Origin of the sequence: Pseudoalteromonas sp. APC 3893 (assembly GCF_030408095.1) — a bacterium.
Lineage (GTDB): Bacteria > Pseudomonadota > Gammaproteobacteria > Enterobacterales > Alteromonadaceae > Pseudoalteromonas.
In genome coordinates this window covers 680,046-706,461 of the sequence record NZ_JASDCD010000001.1, presented here as the reverse complement: position 1 = coordinate 706,461, position 26,416 = coordinate 680,046, and the positions used below count along the sequence as shown (strand labels likewise).

Genomic DNA, 26,416 nt, shown 5'->3' with positions numbered 1-26,416 from the left:
TACTACTGATTCTTTAAATCTTCAAGTTCTTCCCAGCGCTCTAACGCGGTTTCAAGGTCAGACTCAAGTTGTGCTAAATGGTTCAATGCTTGAGAAGTAATGCTTGCGTCTTGTTTGAAAAAGTCTGCATCATTAACAACCGATTGCTGATCATCTATTGCTTGTTCAAGTTGCTCAAGCTTACTGGGTAATTGCTCTAATTCAAGCTTTAATTTGTAAGAGAGTTTATTGCCCTTACTTTCGTCGTTTTTAGCTGTTTTAACCGCAGGCTTTTCAGCTTTTTTAACGGGTGCCGCCGCTTGTTTTTTTTGCTCTTGCGCAAGGTAGTTTACATAGGCTTCATAATCACTATACCCACCTACCATATCAGTAATAGTACCGTTACCTTCAAACGCCCATACACTGGTACATGTGTTATCAATGAACTCACGGTCATGGCTTACAATAAGCACTGTACCTTGATATTGATTAATAATATCTTCTAATAACTCCAGTGTTTCGATATCTAAATCATTGGTCGGCTCATCCAGTACCAAAATATTTGATGGTTTTAAGAATAATTTAGCAAGTAATAAGCGGTTTTTTTCACCACCTGACAATGCCTTAACGGGTGTACGAGCACGCGCAGGCGGGAATAAAAAGTCTTGCAAATAACCAAGCACGTGACGCGAACGCCCGCCCATCATAACTTCCTGCTTACCTTCAGCAACGTTATCTTGCACGGTTGCTTCTTCATCAAGCTTTTGACGATATTGGTCAAAATAGGCAAACTCTAAGTTTACGCCTTGTTTGATATCACCACTATCAGCAGCTAAATCACCAAATAATAACTTTAATAGTGTCGTTTTACCGATTCCATTTGGGCCAACCAGTCCAATTCTATCGCCACGCATTACCAATGTAGAAAAGTCATCAGCAATCACTTTATCTTTAAAAGCATGATGAATGTGCTTCGCTTCAAATACAAGCTTGCCTGATCTATCCGCAGTTTCGATATTAAAGTCAGTTTTACCTACCTGCTCTACACGTTGCTTTCGTTCAACGCGTAATTGCTTAAGTTCACGTACTCGCCCTTCATTACGCGTACGACGCGCTTTTACACCTTGTCGGATCCACGCTTCTTCTTCAGCTAAACGCTTATCAAAAAGCGCATTTTGTGTTTCTTCAACTTTTAAATCATGCGCTTTTTGCTCAAGATAAGTCGCGTAATCACCTGGGTAAGAGATTAATTTACCGCGGTCTAAATCTAAAATACGCGTCGCAACTGCACGAATGAATGCACGGTCATGAGAAATAAAGACAATTCCGCCTTTAAACTCTTTTAAAAATTGCTCTAACCACATAACACTGTCCATGTCTAAGTGGTTAGTCGGTTCATCAAGTAATAATAAATCAGGCTCACTCACAAGAGCGCGAGCTAATGCAACTTTACGTAACCAACCGCCTGAAAGCGATTCAAGTTTTGCTTCAGGTGAAAGCTCTAAGCGAGTAAGAACCAGTTGAATACGGCTATCGAACCGCCAACCATCCGCTGCTTCTAACTGATTAGATAAGCGCTCTAATTGATTTAGTAACTTATCGGTGCATTCAGTTTGTAGTTGAGTACTGACATGATGATAATCAATAAGTAAGTTTGCAATTTCAGGCATACCTTGAGCAACATAATCAAATACAGTGCCACTGGCGCCTTTTGGCGGATCTTGCTCTAAACGAGAAATTTTGATGCCGCCTAGCTGGTTAATTTCACCATCGTCTAAAATAACTTGGCCATCTAACACTTTTAATAAAGTTGATTTGCCTGCACCGTTACGACCAACTATACACACTCGCTCACCGGTTTCTATCACCGCATCAGCATCATCTAATAATGGGTGTGTGCCATAAGCTAATTGCGCTTTTGAAATTCTGATTAAATCCATGTTGTTTATGTACTCTTTTATGCTGTTTGCGTAAATAACTGACGCACTTGTTGCGCAGTAAATGGCCAAAATAACATTTGGCCATTTTCGCTTTTTAAAACGGGTATACTGATTTGATACTCGGCAATGAGCTTTTTGTCACTCATTATATCCACCAGCTTTAAATTCTGCTCGTCTTGCAATAATGGGACGATTAACTCATGGGCTTGCTCACACAGGTGACAGCCATCAGTATGGTACAAAGTCCAATTAGCCATGCGTAATTAACCAGCTATTATGAATTTGCTTATTACGTTTAAAGTCTGGCGATAGTGTTTGCTCTGAAATATTAACCGCTTTGAGCCCTAATCCGATTAAGCCAACCTCATCCATCGCAAAACCACGTTTGTTATTTGAAAATATAAGCGTGCCTGATGGGCTAAGAATCTTTTTCACCCAGGTTAGTAACTTGATATGATCTCGCTGTACATCAAATGCATCTTTCATTCGCTTAGAGTTTGAAAATGTTGGCGGATCTAAAAAAATCAAATCATACTGGCTTGTTGCATATTCTAACCATTTTAGACAATCAGCTTGCTCAAAACGGTAGCGAGTATTACTAATATTGTTCAACTCAAAATTATCTTGCCCCCACTTTAAGTAAGTTTTAGATAAATCAACAGTCGTAATCGCTTTAGCTCCACCAAGGGCGGCATGCACAGAAGCAGTTCCGGTATAGGCAAATAAATTCAAAAAGCGTTTATCTTTGGCATTTTGTTGAATATACCGACGTGCTAAACGGTGATCTAAAAACAAACCGGTATCTAAGTAGTCAAACAAATTAACTTTAAACTTAGCACCAAACTCTTCAATTACTTGAGTCCGGTTTTGCTTCGCCATTGGGGTGTATTGCTCTTCCCCTTTTTGTTTTTTACGAACTTTAACAGCGATGTTTTCGGGTGCAATATTAAGCTGCTGAGCGGTTAAAGTGATCACATCTTGCAGGCGTTTATGCGCTGTTGCGTCATCAATCTCTTTTGGCGCGGCATACTCAAAAATAACTGCTGAGTCACCATATACGTCTACTGCCACGTTATATTCTGGGATATCGGCATCGTAAACGCGGTACGCTTGCACATCATTTTGCTTGAGCCAGTTTTTTAAACCTTGTTTGTTCTTTTTAACACGGTTTGCAAAAGACATTGAGCCTTCAAAATTAAGCGCAGGCTTATCTTCACTTGTTTGACTGACTTGCTTATCGTCTAACTGATATAAATTTAATACCACATCAAGCGGTCCATTTTTAAATTTATAACGTTTAAGTTTAACTAATTTTAAAAGCTTAAAGAGGCTTTCATCCATGCCCAAAAGAGCCAGCTTCCAATTATTAAAGTGCTTTTTAAACCCCGTGCCTAAACTACGATGTAAATCAACCAACTCTGCCATTGAACCTATACGTTCACCATAAGGTAAGTTTGAAATCACGACACCAGGTAATTTTGCAACAGATGTCAGCTTAGTGGCATCACTTTGCTTAAATTTAATAATATCACCGAGCTCTGCGCGCTTGGCATTATCGACGGCTTTACTTAACACCTGCCCGTCGTAATCATGGCCAATTAGCCATAATTTAGGATCTGTAATTTGAGCAATAAGCTCTTCTCTTAATGCATTGAATTTCGCAACACGAAAGCTTGGCAGTCTTTCAAAAGCAAACCCTTCACGAAATAAGCCTGGGGCTTCATTTCGAGCCATACCTGCGGCTTCAATTAAAATAGTGCCAGCACCACAACATGGATCAAATAAAGGTTGTTGTACATTATCAAGCCAACCACTGCGCTTAATAAGTGCTGCAGCTAAGTGTTCCTTGATAGGTGCTTTACCCTGTCCTTCACGGTAACCACGTTCAGACAAACGCGGGCCAGAATAGTCGATGTACATTGCCACACCTTGTCGAGATAAACGCGCTACCACACGCACGTTAGCATCTTGCTTATCAACATTAGGACGCTGTTCATATAAATCATTGAAGTAATCAACAATCGCATCTTTGATCACAAGGCCAGAGAACTGCGTATTTTTCAATGAATCATTCGTGCCATTAAAATCAACAGCAAAAGTCTGAGTCGGCCCAAACCATTCTTGCCATGGTTGTAGACGGGCAAATTTGTACAGGCTATCTTTGTCATTAACGCCTTCTTTTTCTTCAATCAACATCATAACGCGGGTCGCGAAACGGCTCATTAAACATACTTTTTGTGCTAGTGTTGTATCCGCGTCAAAACGCACAGAGCCCACTGTTTGCTTGGTGACAGTTGCCCCAATTTCAGTAAGTTCATCAACCAATAAATTTTCGATTCCGATAGAAGTAAGCGCGATAAATTGCAAAGTAAAAACCCTTAGTAGCTAATTACGCGGGATTATAGCATAGGTTGGCAGACAAACACGTGATAAAGGGGTTAACAATAAAAAATTTGCTTAGGCTGTTTTACTGTTTTGTGCGTGGGTATAAATTGGGTGTACTCGATTGTTAAGTACACGGATAGCTTCAAACTGGTTCAAGCTCAGGTTTTCATCTAGTTGATAATGCTCAGACAAACTAATACACAAGGATGCGTCATCACTGTGGTCAATTATTAAAAATTCTCCCGTTTGAATACGAGATTGTAACTTAATTATTGCCTCTACACTTGGCTCATGGCCTGTATACGGTTCAAAAAACCAACTTTTAGCAAGCACAGGTTTTAAATGAAATTTTGCCGCAGTAGCATTAAGCGCAATCTGACAAAGCTGGGCTGCTTGCCATAAATTAAAACCATCAAGATATTGATATACTTGCTGATAAAAAGCTGCATCTTCTAAACTAAAATTAGGCTCCGATAAAGCGCTGTCGGTAAGTTGTCGAAGTTTATAAGGCGTGCACAGTTGCATATCTTGGTCTAGATCGACCAATAAGCGATTATTTGTAGGACAAGCTATCCATTTCCATTGTTTTGATGCTTGTAACATGTGCTTCCCCATTGCTCCTAAAATTTACTGCATAAATGAGGATTATAGCGGCTTTTGACCATTTAATAAATATTTTATTAGAACATTTATTGAACGATCAAAAGCTTAGATAACTGATCCTTATAAGCCTGAGAGGATCGTTTTTACCAATTGTGGGCCTTTATATATAAATCCTGTGTATACCTGTACCAGATCAGCCCCGCTGGTAAACTTCTCCTTTGCACTGGCAGCATCGTCAATCCCACCTACACCAATAATAGGTAGCTTGCCTTGTGTAAGACGCTTAAGCTCTTTAACCACGTGGGTTGAGCGTGCGCGCACAGGTTGACCAGATAAGCCTCCTGCTTCATTAGCGTATTGCTGTCCTTGCACTGCTGTTCGCTCAAGAGTGGTATTTGTGGCAATCACTCCATCGATCTTATTATTGATCAAAGACTCACTAACTTGGCCAATTTGCACCTCATCCAGATCCGGCGCAATCTTAACTAGCATAGGTACTTGCTTATTATGTTTAGCAATTAAATCAAGCTGCTCGTTTTTAAGGCTCTGTAAAAGGTCATCAAGTGCTTCACCATATTGTAAATCACGTAGCCCTGGGGTATTCGGTGAAGAGATATTTACTGTAATATATGACGCATGTTCAAATACTTTACGCATACAGTGAATATAATCGTCTTTGCCTTGCTCATTTGGGGTATCTTTATTTTTACCAATATTGATCCCCAAAATTCCATCGTATTTAGCCGCCTTGACGTTATTTACTAAATTATCAACGCCTTTATTATTAAAGCCCATACGATTAATTATTGCGTTTGACTCAGGTAAACGGAAAATACGTGGTTTGTCATTCCCCGCTTGTGGCCGTGGTGTAACAGTACCTACTTCAATAAAACCAAAGCCCATTTGCGCAAATGCATCAATACATTCAGCATTTTTATCAAGTCCTGCTGCTAAACCTACGGGATTTTTAAACGTTAAACCCAAAAAATCAACTGGGCGATCAGCCACTGATTGCGACCACGCGGCACTAAATGGTGTATTAGTAAAGCGGCGTAAATTATGTAATGCAAACTCATGGGCCCATTCCGCATCACGGGTGAACATAAAACGGCGAGCAAGATCATAAAACATTAAAAAATCCTCTATATAAAAAAATACCCCAGACTAGGCTGGGGTATTGTAAGCTATTAACTCATTATTATCACGTTAGAAAACGCGTAAGTTATTTTGCCGGTGTATCACAGTTATGGCTAAGTAACATAAGTTCACGTAATGCCACAGAGAACTTGGCAAAGTCATGACTTTGCGAAGTCTTAAACTCTGCTAACATTTGCTCCCAACGTTTAAGTAATAAATCTTGGCTGTCCATCCAATGATCTATTTGACTATCAACGTCTTTGTCATCTCCTTCAAAGCCATTAAGTACCACTTCAGCAAGTGTACGTTGTTGCCAATCTAGCTCTTCACGGTACGATGCACGAGCAAGGGCTTGCCAATGATTTGCCACAGGCTGGTTGGTTATTTGGTCTAAGAACCAATGTAACCCCATACGTGCACCTAGTTTGAAGTAGGTATTAGACACCATATCAATACTGCGTCCAGAATTATTAGCAACCTCTGCTAAATCCATTACTGAAAACAAGCTTGATAGTGCAACAATTCGTGTTGCTAAATCAGCAGGTACGCCACTTTGGGTTAATTTTTCTGCAGATTGAACTAAACGCTCGCTTTCTTTTTCTACCATATAGCTATTTAAATTTTCGCTTAAATCGCTAAATGTAGGTGCAAAGAAGGCAATGGTTTGTTCAATATTTAACGCTTTATTACGATGACGTAAGAACCAACGTGTAGCACGGCGAACAGTACGTCGAAGTTGGTATAACATTTCTGTTTGCACCGCCGCAGGGATCTTATTATCAAGCGCTACTATTGCATCCCATGTATCACTCATTTGGAAAATTTCATTCGCAACAGAATAACACAAGGCAATTTCAGCTTCGTTTGCGCCTGTTTCTTCTTGCATGCGCACCATGAAATTCAAGCCCATATCGTTAACAATATTGTTGGCTAATTTAGTGGCGATGATCTCTTTACGCAGTGGATGGTTATCCATTGCCTCATTAAACTTCTCGCGTAGTGGAGCTGGGAAAGAGTTAACTAAGAGTTGGCGATAATACGGGTTTTCAGTGATCTCTTCTGTTACTAGGGATTCTTTTAGCACCATTTTAGAATATGACACTAACACTGACAGCTCTGGACGCGTTAAGTCTTTTCCAGCGGCTGCGCGCTCAGCAAGCTCTTCGTCTGTCGGAATGAATTCAATAGCACGATTAAGTTTGCCATCTTTTTCAAGGGCATGAATAAAGCGTACTTTCTCTTTAAGAGTTGAAGAACCTTTAGATTGAGTAATCGACAGCGTATGTGTTTGGCGATAACAATCTTCTAATACTAATTCAGACACCTCATCGGTCATAGAGTAAAGTAATTCATCACGTTGTTTACGTGTTAAATCACCCGCCGTCACTAAACCGTTCAGTAAAATTTTAATATTAACTTCGTTATCTGAGCATGCAACACCGCCCACGTTATCAATAAAGTCAGTATTAACACGACCACCTTTAGCAGCAAACTCAATACGACCTAATTGGGTCGCGCCTAAGTTACCGCCTTCACCAAATACTTTAGCACCTAATTCGCCACCATTAATACGTAGCGCATCATTTGCCCGATCGCCTACATCTGCATCACTTTCTTTGCTGCTCTTAATGTAAGTACCGATACCACCATTCCAAAGTAAATCAAATTCCATCATGAGTGATGCTTTGATCAACTCGTTTGGTGTCATGCTGGCTTTTTTAGTGCCCAACATTTTTTTCATTTCAGGGCTTAGACTAATTGATTTAGCCGCACGAGAGAAAACACCACCACCGGCAGAGATTAAATCTTTATTAAAGTCTTCCCACGATGAACGTGGTAGGTTAAATAAACGCTCTCGTTCTGGGTAAGTAGCAGCTGCATCTGGCGTTGGATCCACAAAAATGTGCATATGGTTAAATGCCACTTGCAAGCGGATATGCTTAGATAACAGCATACCATTACCAAATACATCCCCTGCCATGTCACCAATTGCCACAACGGTAAAATCGGTTGATTGGCAATCAACATCCATTTCGCGGAAATGACGTTTAACCGACTCCCAAGCACCACGGGCTGTAATACCCATTTTTTTATGGTCATAACCCACTGAACCACCTGATGCAAATGCATCACCGAGCCAGAAGTTATATTCATTCGCAATGCCGTTTGCAATGTCAGAGAAAGTTGCAGTGCCTTTATCAGCAGCAACGACTAAATATGCATCATCTTCATCATGACGAGTTACATCAACCGGCGGCACAATTTCACCTTGAATGATGTTATCTGTGATATCTAATAAACCACGGATAAAGATTTTGTAGCATTCTTGGCCTTCTTTGAAGAATGCCTCACGCTCGCTCGGTAATTGCTTACAAACAAAGCCGCCTTTAGAGCCAACAGGGACTATTACTGTATTTTTAACTTGTTGTGCTTTAACCAAGCCAAGTACTTCAGTACGGAAATCTTCACGACGATCTGACCAACGCAAGCCACCACGAGCAACTTTACCACCTCGTAAATGAACACCTTCCACGCGAGGTGAGTAAACAAAGATTTCGAATGCCGGTAATGGTAATGGCATATCTGGGATCAAGCTAGGTTTCACTTTAAACGAAACATATGATTTAAACTGACCTGTTTCATCTTTTTGGAAATAGTTAGTACGTAACGTGGCAATAATCATATCAACGTATAAACGTATAATACGGTCATCATCTAGGTTAGCGACATTCTCAAGTTCAAGGTAAATTTGCGCAGCAAGCTTCTCGAGTGTTTTTTCACTCGCAGGATTTTTAACAGAAAACTTTTTAGCGAATAGATTTACAATCTGAGTAGCAATATGCGGGTAATTTGCAAATGTACTTTCAATATAAGTTTGCGAGAAAGTAACACCGATTTGGCGCATATATTTAGCGTATGCACGTAAAATAGACGCTTCACGGCCTGTTAAACCACCCATTAACACTAAGCGATTAAAGCCATCATTTTCTAAACGATTACCCCATACATTGGTTAACGCTGCACGAAAACGCGCTGACACTTTATCAAAATCTGCAACGCCTTGATTATCAAGTAACATTGAGAAATCCATGATCCAGTTTATACGACCATCGCTGGTTTTAACTGAATAAGGTGTTTCACCAATTACACGCAGGCCAAAGTTTTCAAGCATTGGCATGACATCTGATAAATGGATAGGTTCATCTTTATGGAATAAGCTTAAACGTACAATGTTGCTATTCGCTTCTTCTTGAGGGCGGTAAAACAACATTTCTAACTTGTTTTCATCGTTTAATAATTCAAGTTTTTCGATATCGACTACCGCAGCACTTGGTAATACTTCATCTTTGTAAGCACGTGCAAAACCGCTGCAGTATTTACGGTTCAGATCATTGCCACGAGCTTCACCTGCAGATTCGAGCAACGCTGCTTGCAGTTTATCTTCCCAAGTACGGGCCGCTTCAATTAAATTGTTTTCGATGTCTTTCACTTTATATTCGATATTGTTGTTAGTCACACGCACAGTGTAATGAGTTCGTGCCAATGTAGACTCAGAGAAGAAAGTAGTAAATTCGACTTTATCGTCAGAATTAAATGCGTTCGCTAATATTGATTGTGTTTCACGTCGTAGCGCTGTGTTATAACGCTCACGTGGTACATAAACCATGCACGAGAAAAAGCGCCCATATGCATCTTTACGCACAAATAAGCGACACATATCACGCTCTTGCACTTGTAATACACCCATTGCAACTTCTAACAGTTCATGCTCGCGAGCCTGAACTAATTCATCACGTGGATAGGTCTCTAAAATATTTAACACCGCTTTGTATGCATGGGTACCTTTAGCAAAATCACACATTTCCATAATGCGGTTAATCTTACTTTTTAATACAGGTACATCAACAGCACTGTTATTATAAAAACTAGAAGAAAATAAACCGATAAAGCGGTCTTCACCAATCACATTGCCTTTATCGTCAAAGCGCTTAACACCTACATAATCAATATAGGCAGGCCGATGAACGCGAGACAGCGAGTTAGTTTTTGTTAAGATAAGCTGGTTACTGCTACGCGCCTCAAGACGAGCGGCTTCAGGCAGCTCTGATAATAAACGGGCATGCTCATCAGTGGTGTTTTTCATTAAACCCAGGCTAGTATCCATCTTGCCTTGCAACTTATAGTCGCCTTGCACTGGCTCTAGGTCATATTGGCGATAGCCCATTAGGGTAAAATTATCTTTTACTAACCAATCTAAAAACTCGACGGTTTCTGCAACTTCAACTTTGTTTTCAACATTTTTACGCTTTGGTAGCTCTTTGCTTACCGCAATTAGCTTTTCGCGGATTGGCTGCCAATCTTCCACAGCAGTTGATACATCAACCATGACCGATTCAAGCTCTTGCTTAAATGAGTCAATCACTGACGAATCCGTTTGACGATCAATTTCAATAAAGAAAACTGTTTTAGTAGACGTTGATTCTTGATCGACTTTTAAATTGGAGATAGCAGATATTTTACCATTTTTATCACGTTTTACTTTTAATGGAGAGTGTAAAAGTAAGTGCGACGCAATATTTGCTCGATTCATGGCCATACGTACAGAATCAACTAAAAATGGCATGTCTTTAGCAATGATTTCAACAATCGTGTGAGACGACTGCCAACCATCTTTTGCTACTTCTGGATTGAAAACACGGATCACCGCATCATCAGAGTTATTTTTTTCTAGCGAGTTCCATAGGCTAAGTGCAGCGCCATATAAGTCACTATCGTTGCGATGTGCCAAATCTTCTCTAGACATATTGCTGTACAAGGACTTGGCAAATTTTTCAACGAGTAACACATTATCAGCGTGAACTTTTTTCTGGATTAGCTTGCAGACATTATCTAGGATAACCGAGGCTTGCCCTTCATTTTGTGTCATTACATGTTCCTTAAATCTATACCCATCTAAAATAGAGGGGAAATTTGTACAGCAATTTATATTGTGTGGAGTCAGCTAAATTCTAACCCTTTTAGAACTAATAAACAGCCCTTTCGATGAAAACATTTTAAGCATTTCAGCTATTTGGTCATCTATTCACAAATTATAGATATAAATGGCCATTACTGGCCATTTAGGAGCAAAACTATTCACATTATTTTTTCTGGTCAGTCCACAGTAGACTGCCAATAGCGGGTAATAACAACACAGCACCCAACATATTTACCAAGAACATGAAGGTTAGTAAGATGCCCATATCGACTTGGAACTTCAAATCAGAGAAAATCCATGTGCTCACACCAATCGCTAACGTTATACCTGTAAATAAAACCGCACTACCACGTTCAGCTAATGCATTGCGATAAGCAATAGGTAACGCGACACCTTGCTTTAATTGCCCCATCATAGATGACAAGATATAAATCCCGTAATCAACCCCGATACCCACACCTAACGCGATAACAGGTAATGTTGATACCGTTAACCCTATTTGTAATTGCACCATTAACGCTTGTGCTAATGTCGATACAACATACAAAGGTAAAACAACTGCAATGGTTGCTTTGACGCTCTTGAAGCTGATCAAACATAATATGATGACCGCACCATAAACATAAATCATCATTGGCAGTTGGGCAGCTGAAACCGATTCATTTGTTGCTGCCATCACCCCTACTGGGCCAGACGCTAATTTAAACTGCAATTTATCTGTTTTCTCTTCAGCAGCAAATTGTTTAACACGGGCTATTACGTTATCAATCGTTTCAGCTTTATGATCATCTAAAAAGATAATAACCGGCATAACTGAGCAATCACCATTTAATAAGCCGGTGCTTGTTTCTACTCGCGCACTGGCTTGAACTAAGCTTGCGGTATTGCGCGGTAAGGTTTGCCATTTTAAATTGCCCTCGTTATACCCGGCATTTACTGACTGTGCTACCGAACTTAAACTGACCGCAGATTGAACGCCACTTAAGTTCTCAACCTTATATTGGAATCGACTAATACGTTCCATTACATCATGCTCAGTACAAGCTGCTGGGTACGCCTCAACAATAACTTTTAATATATCCGAGGAAATCGTGTATTTGTCCGATATTAAAAAGGTATCTTGGTTGTAACGAGCATCCTGATGTAACGACGGCGCGCCAGCATGCAAATCACCAATGCGCATTTTGTCTGCTTGCCAATAACCAACCGCAAACAGCACCAAGGTTAATGCGATGATTACTTTTGCAATTTTAGGATCCGTCGCTTTTACTAACAACTCACGCAGAGCATCTAATACATTTGGTTTTGCTGTGTTGCCCGCTTTAATTTTTACTGTGTTCTCAAAGCGCATGTACGACGCCCAAACAGGGAGTAAAATCAAATTTGTAAAAATAATAACAGCAACGCCTAAACTAGCAGTAATCGCAAGCTCACGGATAATGCCAATATCTATAGTAAGTAACGTTAAAAACCCTACCGTATCTGAAAGCAAAGCAATACCACCAGGTACCAATAACGCCCTAAAGCTTGATTGGCAGCAAATACGGGTACTACGGCCCTCAGCTACTTTCTTACCTATGGCATTTATCATCTGCACACCATGACTTACACCAATAGCAAAGACTAAAAATGGCACTAATATTGACATAGGATCCAGACCAAACCCTAAGCTTGAGAGCAAGCCTAACTGCCACACCACTGCAATTATTGAGCAGGCAATGGGCAAAATAGTCAGTTTTAAGCTGCCACAAAACAACCAAACCATAATAAAAGTAAAGGCAATAGCAATAGCAAAAAACAGCACAACCCCTTTTGCGCCCTCTGCTATATCACCGGCCATTTTAGCAAAACCAATAATATGAATACTGACTTTATCTGTACTTAATGGCTCACGAATTTGCGTTTCTAGTTTTTGTGCAAAGGCCAGTGTATCGAGCTTTTCTTGTGTTTGCGGATCAGTTTCTAAAAGTTGTGCGCTCACCATGGCACACGAGTAGTCAGACGCTATCATTCGGCCTACAACTTTGGCTTTTTCGATGTTTTCTTTTACAACACTTAAGCCCTGTTTGTCAGCCTTAAAATTAGCGGGGATGATTGGCCCACCAGCAAAACCATCTTCAACAACTTCAACAAACCGAGCACTAGGAGAGAATATTGAGTTAACCAAGGGACGGTTAACGCCTGGAATGAAATATAATTGATCGTGTACGGCTTTTAATTGAGTAAAAAACTCAGGATTAAAAATGTTACCACTGTCATCACACACCGAGATTAAAATACTGTTTGCGCCACCAAACTGTTTTTCATGCTTTAAATACACTTTCATGTAATCATGATTTAGCGGAATATTTTTGTTAAAAGATGCATCAAGCTGAATCTGTGTTGCCTTAAATGCCAGAACACAACTGATCACAGCAAAAGTAATAATCATCATGAGGCGATGACGAAACACAGCCTTTTCTAAAAAGTCTAATAAACCCTGCATTATGGAGTCATCTCCTTCACTTTAATGCCATTTTCTGATGCCATAACAAGTTGTTTTTTGAATAAAACAGCATCTAATATTGATTTACCATCTGGTAATTGCTCTAAGTTAAGCGTGCCATCTTTATAGTGAAAAATGACCCCGCTATTTGCTAATAGTAGCCAGCCATCTTTACCAGTATCCACGATACTGTTTACTGTTGCGGTTTTATCATTGTGAATATGTTGCCAATTAGTTTGCGCGGTGCGAGTAAAAATATTACCTCTTAAACCAGCAACAAGCTCTTCACCTTGCGTATTTTGTGCGTATGCAAAAAAAGACCCTGGGTAAATTTCTTCATCTCGTTGCCAAGTTTTACCGTTATCTACACTGTGTGCTAATAAACCCATTTCACCCACCAGCATTAATTTATTATCTGCTTTAAAAATTCGATTGAAATGTGGGAGAATAGAAGCCGTTTCCGCCTCATACCCTTGTGGGTCTGTTTCTTTGAGATCATTGAGGTAATCACGGTCCTCTGCAAAAAGCAGGCTATCTAAAAATCGTTTGTTCCAATTTAAGCCACCGTCAAAAGTTTCATAAAACATACCATAAGCACCAACCGCAAAGCCGTGCTGCTTAGTATTAAATAAAATATCTAAGCATGGTTTATCAAGCGACTCTTTGACGTGTTGCAGTTGCCATTTCTCCCCACCATCTGTGGTGTTAATAATGGTGGCATCATGGCCGCATGCCCAACCTTGTTGCGAGTCAATAAAATTGACTGCTGTAAGTAAAACTTGTGTTGGCACTGTTGCTTGCTGCCACGTTTTAGCATCAGCACTGGTAATAACTGTCCCATGCTTGCCAACTGCAACAAGTTTGTCACCATTAAATTCAATATCAGTTAACAGTGTTTTATCAGCCTTTGTTGCGCTTATTGCAGGCAGAGGCTCTGCTGCCGACAGTACAAAAGTAAGACTTGCTAAGGTACTTAACCCTGCGTAAAGCAAATACTTCATAGTTTAAAATCGCCTTGAGGAGAGTGTGTTTGAAAAAGACATGCAAATGGAAATACCAGAGCGTGTCAGAAAGACAAACGCGGCTTGAAAAAGGCACCTAACTTATTAGGTGCCAGTTAAATTTTAACGACCTGCGCGACGTAACGCGTTAGATGTAAATTCATTATCATTAAACGATTTAGAAAAATCGTACATCTTTTCTTGGTTATCTAAACCAATTGCTAGATAACGGCGAGAGTTCAAATCATGATATACGTCAAGCGTGCTCCAGTTTGTTAATGCATCATAGTAGTTTAGGCCGTGTGCCATAGCCACACGATACATCTGGTCGCGGTTATCATAAATATCAGTTACATGAATTTGCCAGCTGTCTTCATCAATATAAAAAACACGCTTTTTATAGATATGACGAGTGTCTTCTTTTAAATCTGCTTCTACCACCCAAACACGGTGTTTTTCATAACGCACATGCTCAGGGTTAATGTGACCGGCCATTAAAATATCATCATACTCTAGCTTATCACTGTGTAATTTATAGCTGTTGTAAGGGATATAAAGTTCTTTTTTACCTTTTAGCGTCCACGAATAACGATTAGGCGAGCCATTAAACATATCGAAATCATCGGTAGTACGTAAGCTATCAGCTGCTGTACCCGGTGCGTCATAAGCAACATTTGGCGCACGACGAACACGACGTTGACCAGTGTTATAAGTCCAAGCTTGGCGAGGAGTTAAAATTTGGTCCATGGTTTCATGCACTAAAAGTGCAGTACCGGCAAGGCGCGCAGGTTGTGTCACTTTTTGTTTAAACTTAAACAGAATATTAGACTCTTGAAGCTCGGCCGGCGTTGCTTTTGGATCAGAGTACTTAACAAGTAGCTGCTCATCAAAACCAACCATATTATAAGAGCCCGATGCGGTTGGGGCTGCTTGACCACCAAAACGTTCAATCGACAAACCACGATAACGTAATAAGTGGTTCCAAATAGCTTCTAAACCATCTTTTGGAATGGGAAAAGGAATACCAATGGCGGTATTTTTTATACCATTACCGCCTTCAATTAACTCTGCAGTTGGCGCATATTGCTTCGTAGCATCATACACAAATTGTGGGTTAGACGCGCTACGGTGAGTTTTGTAGATATTCATCTTAAATGTCTCTGGGTAGGCTTCAAATAAAGCTACTTGTCCAGGGCTTAAATTTTCTTTGTACTTATCAACATTTGATTTGTCTATTGTAAAAAGTACTTTGTCATCGGCATAAGGATCTGGGTGATGCATACCAGGTGTATAACCAGCAGGTGCTTTTGTTATACCACCTGTCCAAGCTGGAATAGAGCCATCTGCATTTCCGGCCTTTTCAGCGCCAACAGGTGTTAAGTCTTTGCCTAAACGTGCAACTTCTTCTGCAGACATTTTTGCAACAGCTGACGTAGTCGAAAGTAAACCACAAACAGCTAATGCGATGAGGGTAGGTTTTTTTATCATGATGATACCCTTAAATTGAATATTTAATATTGAAAGAAACGTAATCACGGTCAGAGAAAGTATTTGTGTCACCACCACCCCAAAACGAGTTGTAGCTGAAGTCAAAAGACCATGCATTTTGGTAATTAAAATTGGCAGTTACACCCAATGACTTGCGATCCTCAATAAATAGGAACATAGGGTCTGGTGTAATACCATTTACGTCATGTGAAAATACAAAGCGAGGTGAGAAGTTAACCCCTTTAAAGAAGTTATAATAATCACCTTTGGCGATTAAACGATAACCCCAAGCAGATGCCGTCGGGAATGGGTTCGTTTCTGGACCATTTGATAAACCTAAGTGAAGTGTTGAATAATCATCAGTACCTGGACCCATAATTACACCACTGCGCCCAGTACCTGAAACATTTAAACGTAATTCGTCATATTCAGGCATGTCATTAATTCTAACACCGCCAACTTCACCCACAACAGCCCAACTATCAGCACCAAGCGATGGGCCAAACAGGTGTGTTGCTGTAAATTGAAGCTGTGCTGTGTTTCTTAAAATATAACCCGCGGCAACTTGTCCCGGTGCAACAGCACTGGTTACCACGGTTCCATCAGCTTGAGTGGTTTGTGCATTACCTGGCACTTGTGATATGCGCTCAAGGTCAGGGCGTAAGCCTGCCACAGCTAACTGTTCAGGCATACCTGCGTACAATAACTCCACGTCATCAATTTGCAATGGTTCATCTTGGCGAAACGCAAATTCACCAGCAAAAGCAGTTTCACCTAATGATGTATTAAAACTAAGCCCATACAATTTGATATCTTCGGGGTATTCTAAAACACCTTGGGTGAAAGCATTTAACTGGGTAATGTTATCTTCTGTGATTTCGCCCGACAAAATAGTTGCGATATCTTGGCTAACAGCAGCTGTAGAGAAATCAGATACCTTACCAGAAATTAAAGGGCGACGACTGTGATAATTAATATGATAAAGCGCAACCTCAGTATCATTGAGCTCAGGTAAAAACATACCTAGGCGCAAGCCATACTGACCACCATCTTTAGGATCAGTTTTACCGGCACCACCCTTGCCTTTCAAGGCAACTTTAGTCGGATAAGCCATATACATCTGGCTCATCATTTCTTTACCTTGATCACTGGTTGGATCAACACCTTGTGATCGGACAATATCATCTAAGCTGTTTAAACTATTTGTTAAGAACTCCAGATCAATATCAGGGTTTGAAGTAAAACCTAATTGGATATTCTGCTGATAACCATTTTCAGAGGCAAAGTCATTAGTTGAAAAATAACTACCGGCAGCAGGCAAGCGTGTTTCATGCCATTCATATTGATAAAAAGCTTCAAGGTTTAAATTTTCAGTTATGCCTAAAGACGCCCATAACATACCTACAGGGATAAACGCTTCTTTAAGTTCTGCACCAGGCGCTTTTAAACGATCTATATCAACAGGATTAACGTTAATACCATGAGAGATCAAAGTACTTTCCCCCCAGTTAACCACTTGCTGGCCAAGGCGGATTGAAAGTGGGTTATTACCATCATTCAAATCAAAATTGGCCCAAACATAGGCATCAAGTAAACGCAGATCAGCACACACTTGCTCTTTAGTGTCGTCGTCATCACATGGATCGACGCCACCACCTGATGTTGGATTAACATAGGCGCGGTCGCCATCCATTAATTCAAAATCATAAAAATACATAAAACGAGTAAATAAGCCAAAATTGTCTTTGCTTATAGATAGGTCATGTGTGCCTTTGAGTAACTTAGAAAATGATTCACCGCTATCAAAGTTCAAATCTCCTGCATCACCATTATTAGAATAAGCACCGGGTTGTGCCCACACATCTTGTGAAGAATAAACAATGTTGTTAATTGAAGGGTTATAACCAGTCCAATCAAGTGCAGGGCTATTACTTTTACCAATCAGCGCAAAGTCACGGTCTTCTATACGTATGCTTTGTCCATAAGAAAAGTTTGAATCGAACGTAATATCAAAGCCACCAACATCAAAGTTAGCGGCTTGAGCTACGCCAGTGGATAAACCTAACGAAGCAGCTGCTAGGCCTAAAACTATTTTGTTTTTAACAAAAAGCGATCTTCTTATCATTGTGTGTTTCCCCCTGTCGCGGGTCATTTTGTGATCAAGTTGTTGTTTTTAGTGTAGTAGTAACGATAGAACCGAAACATAAAAATTACAAATAGAACGCGTTGAAACAACCATTAATTTACAATTTAGTTAGCGTTTACGTAATGGTAAGACGTCCTACCAGATAATTTATACACGTAAATTAACAATAGGACAAATTGAATTAACAAAAAGATAATATAAATGTGGAATATTTTAAATTTTTTAGCTTACTCGCTCAAGCCTAATAAATTGATTTTCGGCTGTAAGCAACAACCTAAACCGCCCTCTAACCCCCAAAGATGAAATAAAAGGTCGCAAATGATGGGCAGCAAAACGTACTGTTTTACCACCATCTTCAGTTACTTGTACTGACGTATATTTACCATCGTAATAATCCATACACTGTTTATACGTCAGATTTAGTAAAAAGTAATACTCGCGCATGCTTAAGCTAATGCTTTCTCAACTTTCTCAAATAAATCATCACTGAGATTTTCCAGTTGTGACAATCGCTCTAGCTGAGCTTTCATTGCCATTGAACGCGTATCATCGTAACGCCGCCATGACATAAATGGTGTAAGCATTCTTGAGGCATTTTGTGGATTTATCGCATTGAGTTTAATCAGCAAATCGCCTAATAGCGCATAACCTGCTCCATCAATACGATGAAACTGTGCAGTATTAAAGTGACTAAAACTACCAACCAGGGCTCGTACACGATTTGGATTCGAAAAATCAAAGCAAGGGTGTTCATACAAGCTTTGAATATGTTTTATGGCATCAGGCTTACTTTGCATAGCTTGTAATGCAAACCATTTATCCATAACCAGTACGTCATGGCGCCATTGACCATCAAAACCATTTAACAATTCATCTGTTAACGGGTGCTGTGCTTTGACTGCTGCACTTAATGCCGCTAGTACATTGGTCATATTTGTTGACTGAGCAACTTGCGATAGATATGTCGTTACGCGATTATCTTCAGTTTTAGCCAAATAATGTAAACATTGCCCTTTTAAAGCTCGAACAGCAACTGCATTGGCATTGATTGAGCCATCATCATGAAGTTGATTATAACAATTATGCAGTGCTGACTGCAGCTCTTGAGCCAGCTGCAGTTCGAACCTCTCAGTGACATTTAAGATGCTATCTACAGGGATAACATCAAACTCTGCAGCTAATGTATCAAAACTTGGCAGTTTTAACAGTTCTGCTGTCAGAGCTAAATCACCCTCTAAATTATTAATTAATGCTGTAAATACACTAATAACAGCATCACTTAACTTCACTTCTGTTGATGAAGCTATCGCCTGCTTAACTGCCATAACAAAGAGTTTTTGCTGTGCATCCCAGCGCGAAAAATCGCTACGCGCATAACGCATGATATGCAATAAACTGGCTTCATCCGTTGTTTGCTCAACAATACAAGGCGCTGAAAAGTCCTCTAATAACACCGCAACAGGACTTTTAGTTAAACCATCAAATTTAAATTCTTGCGAGCATTCAGTAACATTAAGTACAGAATCAAGCTCTTTACCATTAAATGATAAGGTAATGCTCTGCCCTTTCTCATCTAGTAACTCGATTGCAAATGGAATATGTAAAGGCGCATTATCGGGTTGATTAACAGGTGCAGATTGCATAACAGATAAGGTCAAAATACCCTTGTCTTTATCAAAATCTTGCTTAACACTTAAGCGAGGCGTACCTGCTTGATTATACCAACGCTTGAACTGTGTTAAATCAATGTTCGACGCGTCTTGCATTGCTGCTACAAAATCATCACACGTGACCGCCTGACCATCATGGCGCTCAAAATAAAGTGTCATACCTTGTTGAAACTTTTGCTCTCCTAACAAAGTGTGCATCATACGAATAACTTCTGCTCCTTTGTCGTATACGGTTACCGTATAAAAGTTATTCATTTCAATAACTTTTTCAGGTCTAATAGGATGAGACATAGGGCCTGCATCTTCACTAAATTGGTGTGTACGCATCACTTTAACAGCATCAATTCGATTAAGTGCACGAGAGCCTAAATCGCTACTAAACTCTTGGTCACGAAATACTGTAAGCCCTTCTTTTAACGATAGCTGAAACCAATCTCTACAGGTTACGCGATTACCAGTCCAGTTATGAAAGTACTCATGACCCACAATAGATTCAATTGTATGATAATCTTTATCAGTGGCTGTTTCTTGATTGGCTAATACACATTTAGAATTAAATATATTCAGGCCTTTGTTTTCCATCGCCCCCATATTGAAGAAATCAACAGCAACAATCATATAAATATCAAGGTCATATTCTAGGTTAAAGCGCTCTTCATCCCATTGCATAGACTTCTTAAGTGAGGCCATAGCATGAGGGGTTTTAGGCAAATTCCCTTTATCTACAAACAAAGCTAGTTCAACATTTCGTCCACTTTTAGTCACATAATTATCAGTTAAAACATCGAAGCTTCCCGCAACTAAAGCAAACAAATAGCTTGGCTTTTTAAAAGGGTCTTGCCATTTAGCAAAATGTAGGCCGTCGTCAAGTAAGCCTTCATCAACTTTGTTACCATTTGATAATAAATGCTCAAATTTTTGCTCAGCAATTATCGTTACATCAAAACTGGCAAGCACATCAGGGCGATCTAAATAGTAGGTTATTTTTCTAAACCCTTGCGCTTCACACTGGGTACAATAAGCCCCACCCGATAAATACAGACCTTCTAAGGATGAATTAGTATCCGGCGAAATATTCGTCACAATCCTAAGCTGACAACTCTCAGGCAAGTTTTTAATTATTAGTTGTTCGTTCTGCTGTTGATAATCAGCGTAATCATCCCCGTCAACTTGAACAGAGAGTAACGTGAGATCAATACCGTCTAGTATTAAATCAGCTTTACTCTCATTGGTTCTGACAAGTTGTAATACAGACGTTACTTGCGTTTCAAGTGGACTGAGTTTAAATGTCAGATCGACATGCTCTATATTAAAATCGGGGGCTTGATAATCTTTTAGATATTGTGCTTGAGGTTTATTGCTTGCAGTCATAGGTAAACTCCACAGAGGCTCCCCTATAAAGAGGAGCACTAAATTTAAGCCTGTTGTTTTGGTTTGATGCGTAAAATTTTGATACCTAAATAGGCGTAAACAACGGCTAAGAATGGGTTGATTAAGTTAAAAAACGCATAGAATAAATAATCAAATGGATTAACATGCAATACACTTTGCATGTAAGCTCCGCATGTATTCCAAGGGATCAACGGGCTGGTAATAGTACCGCCGTCTTCTAATGTACGAGATAAATTAACAGGTTTAAGCCCACGTTTTTCATATTCATCTTTATACATACGCCCAGGCACAACAATCGCAATATATTGATCGGCAGCAATAACGTTTGTTCCAATACAGGTAGCAATCGTTGCTGTAATTAATGAGCCTGTGCTTTTTGCTATTTTTAAGATGCTTTTAACAAAAATGTCCAGTAAGCCAGTCTTTTCCATAATGGCACCAAACATTAATGCAGTCATTATCAGCCACGTAGTAGTTAACATACCAGCCATACCACCACCGCTGAGTAAGGAGTCCATTTTGTCGTCACCTGTAACAACTGAAAAGCCATCGAAAAATGTGCTCCATATTAACTTAAAGTAACCAATAATTTGCCCTTGTGACCCATCTATTTGACTGGTAATTAAATCTGATTGGAACAACATAGCCCATAGAGCACCAATTACCGCACCAATAGAAATAGCCGGAAACGCGGGCATTTTTCTAATCGCTAATACGAGTAAGACAATTAATGGCACAAGCATTTCAATGCCAATGTTAAAATTTTGCTCTAGAATAAGGGTAATTTCATCAATACGACCAGCTTCGTTTTCGGCACTGGCATTAAAACCCATCACAATAAAAATAATTAAAGCGATAATAAAGCTGGGTACTGTGGTCCATAACATATGATGAATATGTTCAAATAAATCAGCGCCAACAACAGCAGGAGCCAAATTGGTTGTTTCAGATAAAGGACTAAGCTTATCACCAAAATAAGCACCTGATATAACCGCCCCTGCTGTAACAACCTGATCTAATCCCAATCCTGTTGCTACCCCCAGTAGCGCAGTACCTATAGTTGCCGCCGTGGTCCATGAGCTGCCGATACTCATCGCAACAATGCCACAGATTAAACAGCTAGCTGCATAAAACCAACTCGGATCGATAACTTGTAGGCCATAATAAATTAAGGTAGGCACTGTACCAGAAAGCAACCAAGTACCAATTAAAGCACCTACCATAAGTAAAATTAGTATCGCTCCCAAAGATAAAGTGATGCCTTCTATCATTGCATCTTCAAGCTTTTTCCAGGTATAACCGTTTTTAAGGCCTATTAAAGCTGCCGTGAATGTTGCAAACAATAATGCAATTTGGTTTGGACCTGATGAAGAGCTATCACCAAATAAATAGACCGCTGCACCTAATAAACAAATTAACACTGAGATTGGTATCAGTGCATCCCAAAAGCTTGCTTGTTGCACGTTTTTTTCTTCTTGTGGTATCAAAATTGGAACTCCTACACGTAGCAATGTACGCGCTTAATTATTATTTTTTAGCACTGTTAACTATCTAAAGCATAGTTTTTCTCAGCGTTTAATCAGCGATTATAGCAATTCATATTGCTTTAGGCAGCAAAAAAGGCGCTATTGCGCCTTTTTAAAATTGACTGATTTATGTGTTTATTTCTTCGCGATTTGGCCAAACTTAATATAGTCTTGAGTAATCAGAGCCGCTTCTTCTAAAAACGGGTCTAAGTCGTCAAGTACTTCTGGCAAATCATCTAAGTTTTCAACAGGCTTTTCACCTAAACGTGTTAGGCGCTCGTTAGTTCTCGCAAGCGCGCGAGCCTCATTTTCATCTTTTTCTTTGATGCGTGCGGCTTCCATTAAAGAAATAGTCTTACGATCTTTTTCTTCTTTATAACGAGTAATATCCTCAAACACATAGTTAAACTCTGGTTCGGTTTTAATACGCTGCGCATGTTGTTTAGCAATATAGTTAATTGCAGGTTTTAAATTATCTACCGAATTATACTTAGCACGAATAATACTATCCCAAGGCAATGCATTATCTTCTTGGCTTTCACCCCACTCAGCAGGGTCTATCGCTGAAGGAAATGAAATATCCGGTATAACACCTTTGTGCTGAGTACTGCCGCCGTTAATGCGATAAAATTTGGCAATAGTATATTGTACACTGCCTAATGGGTTGTCATACAAATCATAGGCTCTACCCAACCCTTTATGTTGTTGTACAGTACCTTTACCAAACGTTTGCTCACCAATCACCACTGCGCGGCCATAATCTTGCATCGCTGCAGCAAAAATTTCTGAAGCTGATGCACTATAACGGTCAACTAAAACAGTCAATGGCCCATCATAAAATGTAACACCATCTCTGTCTTTTTGTTCTTCGATGCGATTATTAAGAGTATGAATTTGCACTACAGGGCCTTGGTCAAAAAACAAACCTGACAGCTGTGTTGCTTCATATAAAGAACCACCACCATTTTGACGTAAATCAATAATGATTCCATCGACTTTAGCTTCTTTGAGTTTAGCGAGTTCAACTTTTACATCTTTAGATAAATTATTGTAAAAGCCAGGTATCTCAATAACGCCTATTTTACTGGTTAAATCTGAATACTTCGCTTCGAAAACCTCTGATTTTGCAGCTCGGTCTTCAAGACGAATTTTATCACGGGTAATTTCTACAACTTTTGGGGTGCCATGTGCATCAGCGCCTTTTAGGTATTGCAAGCGAACTTTAGTGCCCTTAGGCCCTTTAATTAAGTCAACTACATCATCTAAGCGCCAGCCAATGATATCAACAAACTCTTCACCATCTTGTGCAACTCCGATAATACGATCATCAGCTTTGATTTGTTCAGACTTATCGGCAGGACCACCTGGTACAAGGCTACGTATTACAGTGTAATCTTCATCGTAACTCAGCACAGCACCAATACCTTCTAATTCAAGATCCATGTCCATCTTGAATTGCTCAGCTCGACGCGGCGAGAGATAAGATGTATGAGCTTCAATGCTTCTGGCAAATGAATTCATAACAATCTGGAATGCATCTTCGCTATTTGTTTGCACTAAACGTTTTTGTGCATTGTGGTAGCGTTTGGTCAGTACTTCTTTAATACCTTCCCAATCTTTACCCGTCATCTTTAAACGTAGCGCGTCATACTTAACGCGTTCACGCCAAAGCTCGTCAAGCTCTGCTTGGGTTTTTGCCCATGCTGCATCTTCACGATCAAAATAATATTCATCGTCTTTATCAAATGTCATTTCTTTTTCAAGCAAACTAAGCGAATAATCATAACGCTCAAAACGACGTTTCATACTTAAATTAAAAATATCAAACGTAAAATCTAGCTTACCTGTGGTTAATGCATTATCAAATTGGTTGCGGTATTGCTCAAAAGAGGCAATATCCGCAGCCAAAAAGACGCTTTTATTAAAATCAAGGGACTCGATATAACGATCAAACACTTTACTAGAAAGTTCGTCGTTAAAACGAATGGGTTTATAATGTGCACGAGTAAATAAGTTTGTCACCCGTTTGCTAGCCGTACTGTGTTGACTTTCTTGCTTAAGAACAGGCAAGTCTTTTTCTGTCAAAACATCAGCAACTTCAGCTGATGCAAATAATGAACCCGAAAACAGGGCCGCGACTAACGGAATGAGCGTAAACTTCTGACTCATACACAACTCCTTAATTTTATTTACAGCTTAAATGATATACAGGCTGTCTGCTTTTGTTTTAACTTGCATACCCGTTACTAATTCTACATGAACATCATCTTTGTTCACTTCAGTAATTGTGGCATTAACAAGGGCTTGGCCAAGTTTAACTTTAACTTTGTTATTAACCTTGACCTCACTCGCTGGTAAAGGTTCAATTTTGCCTGAGCGTTTTGCCGGTGCAGCTTTTGCTGGGCTATTGTTAACCTTAGCGTTTTTATCACCATTTTTAGCAAAGTGGCCAGGTTTCTTTTTATAAGACTTTGTGTCTGAATCATTACGAGGGCGTTGTTGCTTTTTGCGTTTAGCCATTTTTGCACGGCTTTCTTCAAGCGCTTTTTGAGCATGGTCAATATGCTCTTGCTCAACTTTTTCGCCTTGATTACCATCAAGATCAATACGGAACTCAGACTTAGTAACTGCTTCAAGGTAACGCCAGTTTGAAGTATACTTTCTAAGCGCCTGACGCACCTGAGTTTTACTTACTTTATCTGACCCTTCAATTCGCTCAGCGATATCTTTAAAGATACCGACTTTCAGCGGCTTGATACCGTCTTTTTGTTTAAAACATTGTGGAAATTCTTGATATAAGAATTCCAATACTTCATTAATATCTTTTAGCTTGTTTGTGGTTTCCATCTTAGAACCTTTTATTACATCTTTTCATCGATTGATGAATCGACATAGTGTGTTACCCAGTCGGTTAACTCTTCGAACTCAGCCTCAATAAGCGCCATATCGCCACGAAGGTGTTCCCAAATACCATTTATAATTTCGTCGATCAGTTCACATTCAAGGTCATCTGGTAGACGCTCCCAAGCAATGTGAATCAAATCATTTAGCGTTTCCGCTACGTGTTCTTCATCCCCTTCCCAATCACCAACATCAGTGATGGCAAACAGATAATCCTGTACATTTAGTAAGTCTTTCATGCAAGCGTAGCCTCAAAACAAGCAACTAACGCTTCTAGACCTTTCATATCTTCAGCATTAAACCGAGCAATACTCGGACTGTCGATATCTAGAACAGCATAAACCTCACCATTTTTAAGGATCGGTATCACTATTTCAGAATTTGACGCAGCATCACAGGCAATATGCCCTGAGAATGCATGTACATCTTCAACGAGTTGAGTTTCTGCAGTCGCAGCGGCTGTTCCACAGACCCCTCTTCCAACTGGAATGCGTATACACGCAGGGTTACCTTGAAACGGACCTAGTACTAATTCTGACGGGGAGTCCATTAAATAAAAGCCAGCCCAATTCACATCGTCTAATGATGTAAATAATAGCGCGCTTATATTTGCCATGTTGGCTATAATGTTAGTCTCACCAGTGATTAGCGACTCCGTTTGTTTAACTAATGACTGGTAAAATTCTTGCTTTTGCATACCAAACTACTTCTTATCAAACATACAGTAGCTAAAGGTACTCTTTGTGGCCAATAATTGAAACCTTTTAAGGGTAAAAAAAAACAAT

17 protein-coding genes are annotated in these 26,416 nt (G+C 39.7%); all 17 read right to left on the bottom strand.

Annotation, left to right across the window (positions count from 1 at the left end; translation table 11 throughout):
- Positions 1–2: 2 nt before the first annotated feature.
- A complete protein-coding gene (locus QMA12_RS03235; RefSeq protein ID WP_290208529.1) occupies positions 3–1,919 on the bottom strand; it encodes an ABC transporter ATP-binding protein in 1,917 nt (638 codons plus the stop codon).
- 17 nt (positions 1,920–1,936) lie between these two features.
- Positions 1,937–2,176, bottom strand: a complete 240-nt coding sequence (locus tag QMA12_RS03230; protein WP_290208530.1) for a glutaredoxin family protein — start codon at positions 2,174–2,176, stop codon at positions 1,937–1,939.
- The gene (gene rlmKL / locus QMA12_RS03225; protein ID WP_290208531.1) at positions 2,169–4,286 is read right to left on the bottom strand and encodes a bifunctional 23S rRNA (guanine(2069)-N(7))-methyltransferase RlmK/23S rRNA (guanine(2445)-N(2))-methyltransferase RlmL; all 2,118 of its coding nucleotides are present in this window, start codon (positions 4,284–4,286) and stop codon (positions 2,169–2,171) included. The genes QMA12_RS03230 and rlmKL overlap by 8 nt, the downstream gene beginning before the upstream one ends.
- Positions 4,287–4,376: 90 nt before the next feature.
- The gene (locus QMA12_RS03220) at positions 4,377–4,907 is read right to left on the bottom strand and encodes a cell division protein ZapC (RefSeq protein WP_087532273.1); all 531 of its coding nucleotides are present in this window, start codon (positions 4,905–4,907) and stop codon (positions 4,377–4,379) included.
- Positions 4,908–5,027: 120 nt separating this feature from the next.
- On the bottom strand, positions 5,028–6,038 hold the full coding sequence (gene pyrD, locus QMA12_RS03215; protein WP_290208532.1) for a quinone-dependent dihydroorotate dehydrogenase: 1,011 nt from the start codon (positions 6,036–6,038) through the stop codon (positions 5,028–5,030).
- 91 nt (positions 6,039–6,129) lie between these two features.
- A complete protein-coding gene (locus tag QMA12_RS03210) occupies positions 6,130–10,971 on the bottom strand; it encodes an NAD-glutamate dehydrogenase (RefSeq protein ID WP_290208533.1) in 4,842 nt (1,613 codons plus the stop codon).
- Positions 10,972–11,185: 214 nt separating this feature from the next.
- Positions 11,186–13,507 (bottom strand): MMPL family transporter, encoded by a 2,322-nt coding sequence (locus QMA12_RS03205; protein WP_087532276.1) that lies wholly within the window; start codon positions 13,505–13,507, stop codon positions 11,186–11,188.
- Positions 13,507–14,508: a YCF48-related protein gene (locus QMA12_RS03200; RefSeq protein WP_290208535.1), complete on the bottom strand. Its 1,002-nt coding sequence runs from the start codon at positions 14,506–14,508 to the stop codon at positions 13,507–13,509. Before QMA12_RS03200 ends, QMA12_RS03205 begins: the two co-directional genes overlap by 1 nt.
- Before the next feature lie 123 nt (positions 14,509–14,631).
- On the bottom strand, positions 14,632–15,996 hold the full coding sequence (locus tag QMA12_RS03195) for a DUF1329 domain-containing protein (protein ID WP_087532278.1): 1,365 nt from the start codon (positions 15,994–15,996) through the stop codon (positions 14,632–14,634).
- Between the two features lie 10 nt (positions 15,997–16,006).
- A complete protein-coding gene (locus QMA12_RS03190) occupies positions 16,007–18,121 on the bottom strand; it encodes a DUF1302 domain-containing protein (protein WP_290208536.1) in 2,115 nt (704 codons plus the stop codon).
- Positions 18,122–18,364: 243 nt separating this feature from the next.
- Positions 18,365–18,586 (bottom strand): DUF2835 family protein, encoded by a 222-nt coding sequence (locus QMA12_RS03185; protein ID WP_087532280.1) that lies wholly within the window; start codon positions 18,584–18,586, stop codon positions 18,365–18,367.
- 2 nt (positions 18,587–18,588) lie between these two features.
- The gene (gene pepN / locus QMA12_RS03180; protein ID WP_087532281.1) at positions 18,589–21,183 is read right to left on the bottom strand and encodes an aminopeptidase N; all 2,595 of its coding nucleotides are present in this window, start codon (positions 21,181–21,183) and stop codon (positions 18,589–18,591) included.
- Between the two features lie 44 nt (positions 21,184–21,227).
- Positions 21,228–22,691, bottom strand: coding sequence for a Na+/H+ antiporter NhaC (gene nhaC / locus QMA12_RS03175; RefSeq protein ID WP_087532282.1), 1,464 nt, complete (start codon positions 22,689–22,691; stop codon positions 21,228–21,230).
- Between the two features lie 174 nt (positions 22,692–22,865).
- Complete coding sequence (prc, locus tag QMA12_RS03170; RefSeq protein ID WP_290208537.1) at positions 22,866–24,899, bottom strand: carboxy terminal-processing peptidase; 2,034 nt, start codon at positions 24,897–24,899, stop codon at positions 22,866–22,868.
- A 27-nt stretch (positions 24,900–24,926) separates the two neighbouring features.
- Positions 24,927–25,577, bottom strand: coding sequence for an RNA chaperone ProQ (proQ, locus tag QMA12_RS03165; protein ID WP_087532284.1), 651 nt, complete (start codon positions 25,575–25,577; stop codon positions 24,927–24,929).
- Between the two features lie 14 nt (positions 25,578–25,591).
- Entirely contained in the window at positions 25,592–25,870 is a 279-nt protein-coding gene (locus QMA12_RS03160) for a hypothetical protein (RefSeq protein ID WP_087532285.1), read from the bottom strand.
- Positions 25,867–26,328, bottom strand: coding sequence for a GAF domain-containing protein (locus QMA12_RS03155; RefSeq protein ID WP_087532286.1), 462 nt, complete (start codon positions 26,326–26,328; stop codon positions 25,867–25,869). Before QMA12_RS03155 ends, QMA12_RS03160 begins: the two co-directional genes overlap by 4 nt.
- Between the last annotated feature and the right edge of the window lie 88 nt (positions 26,329–26,416).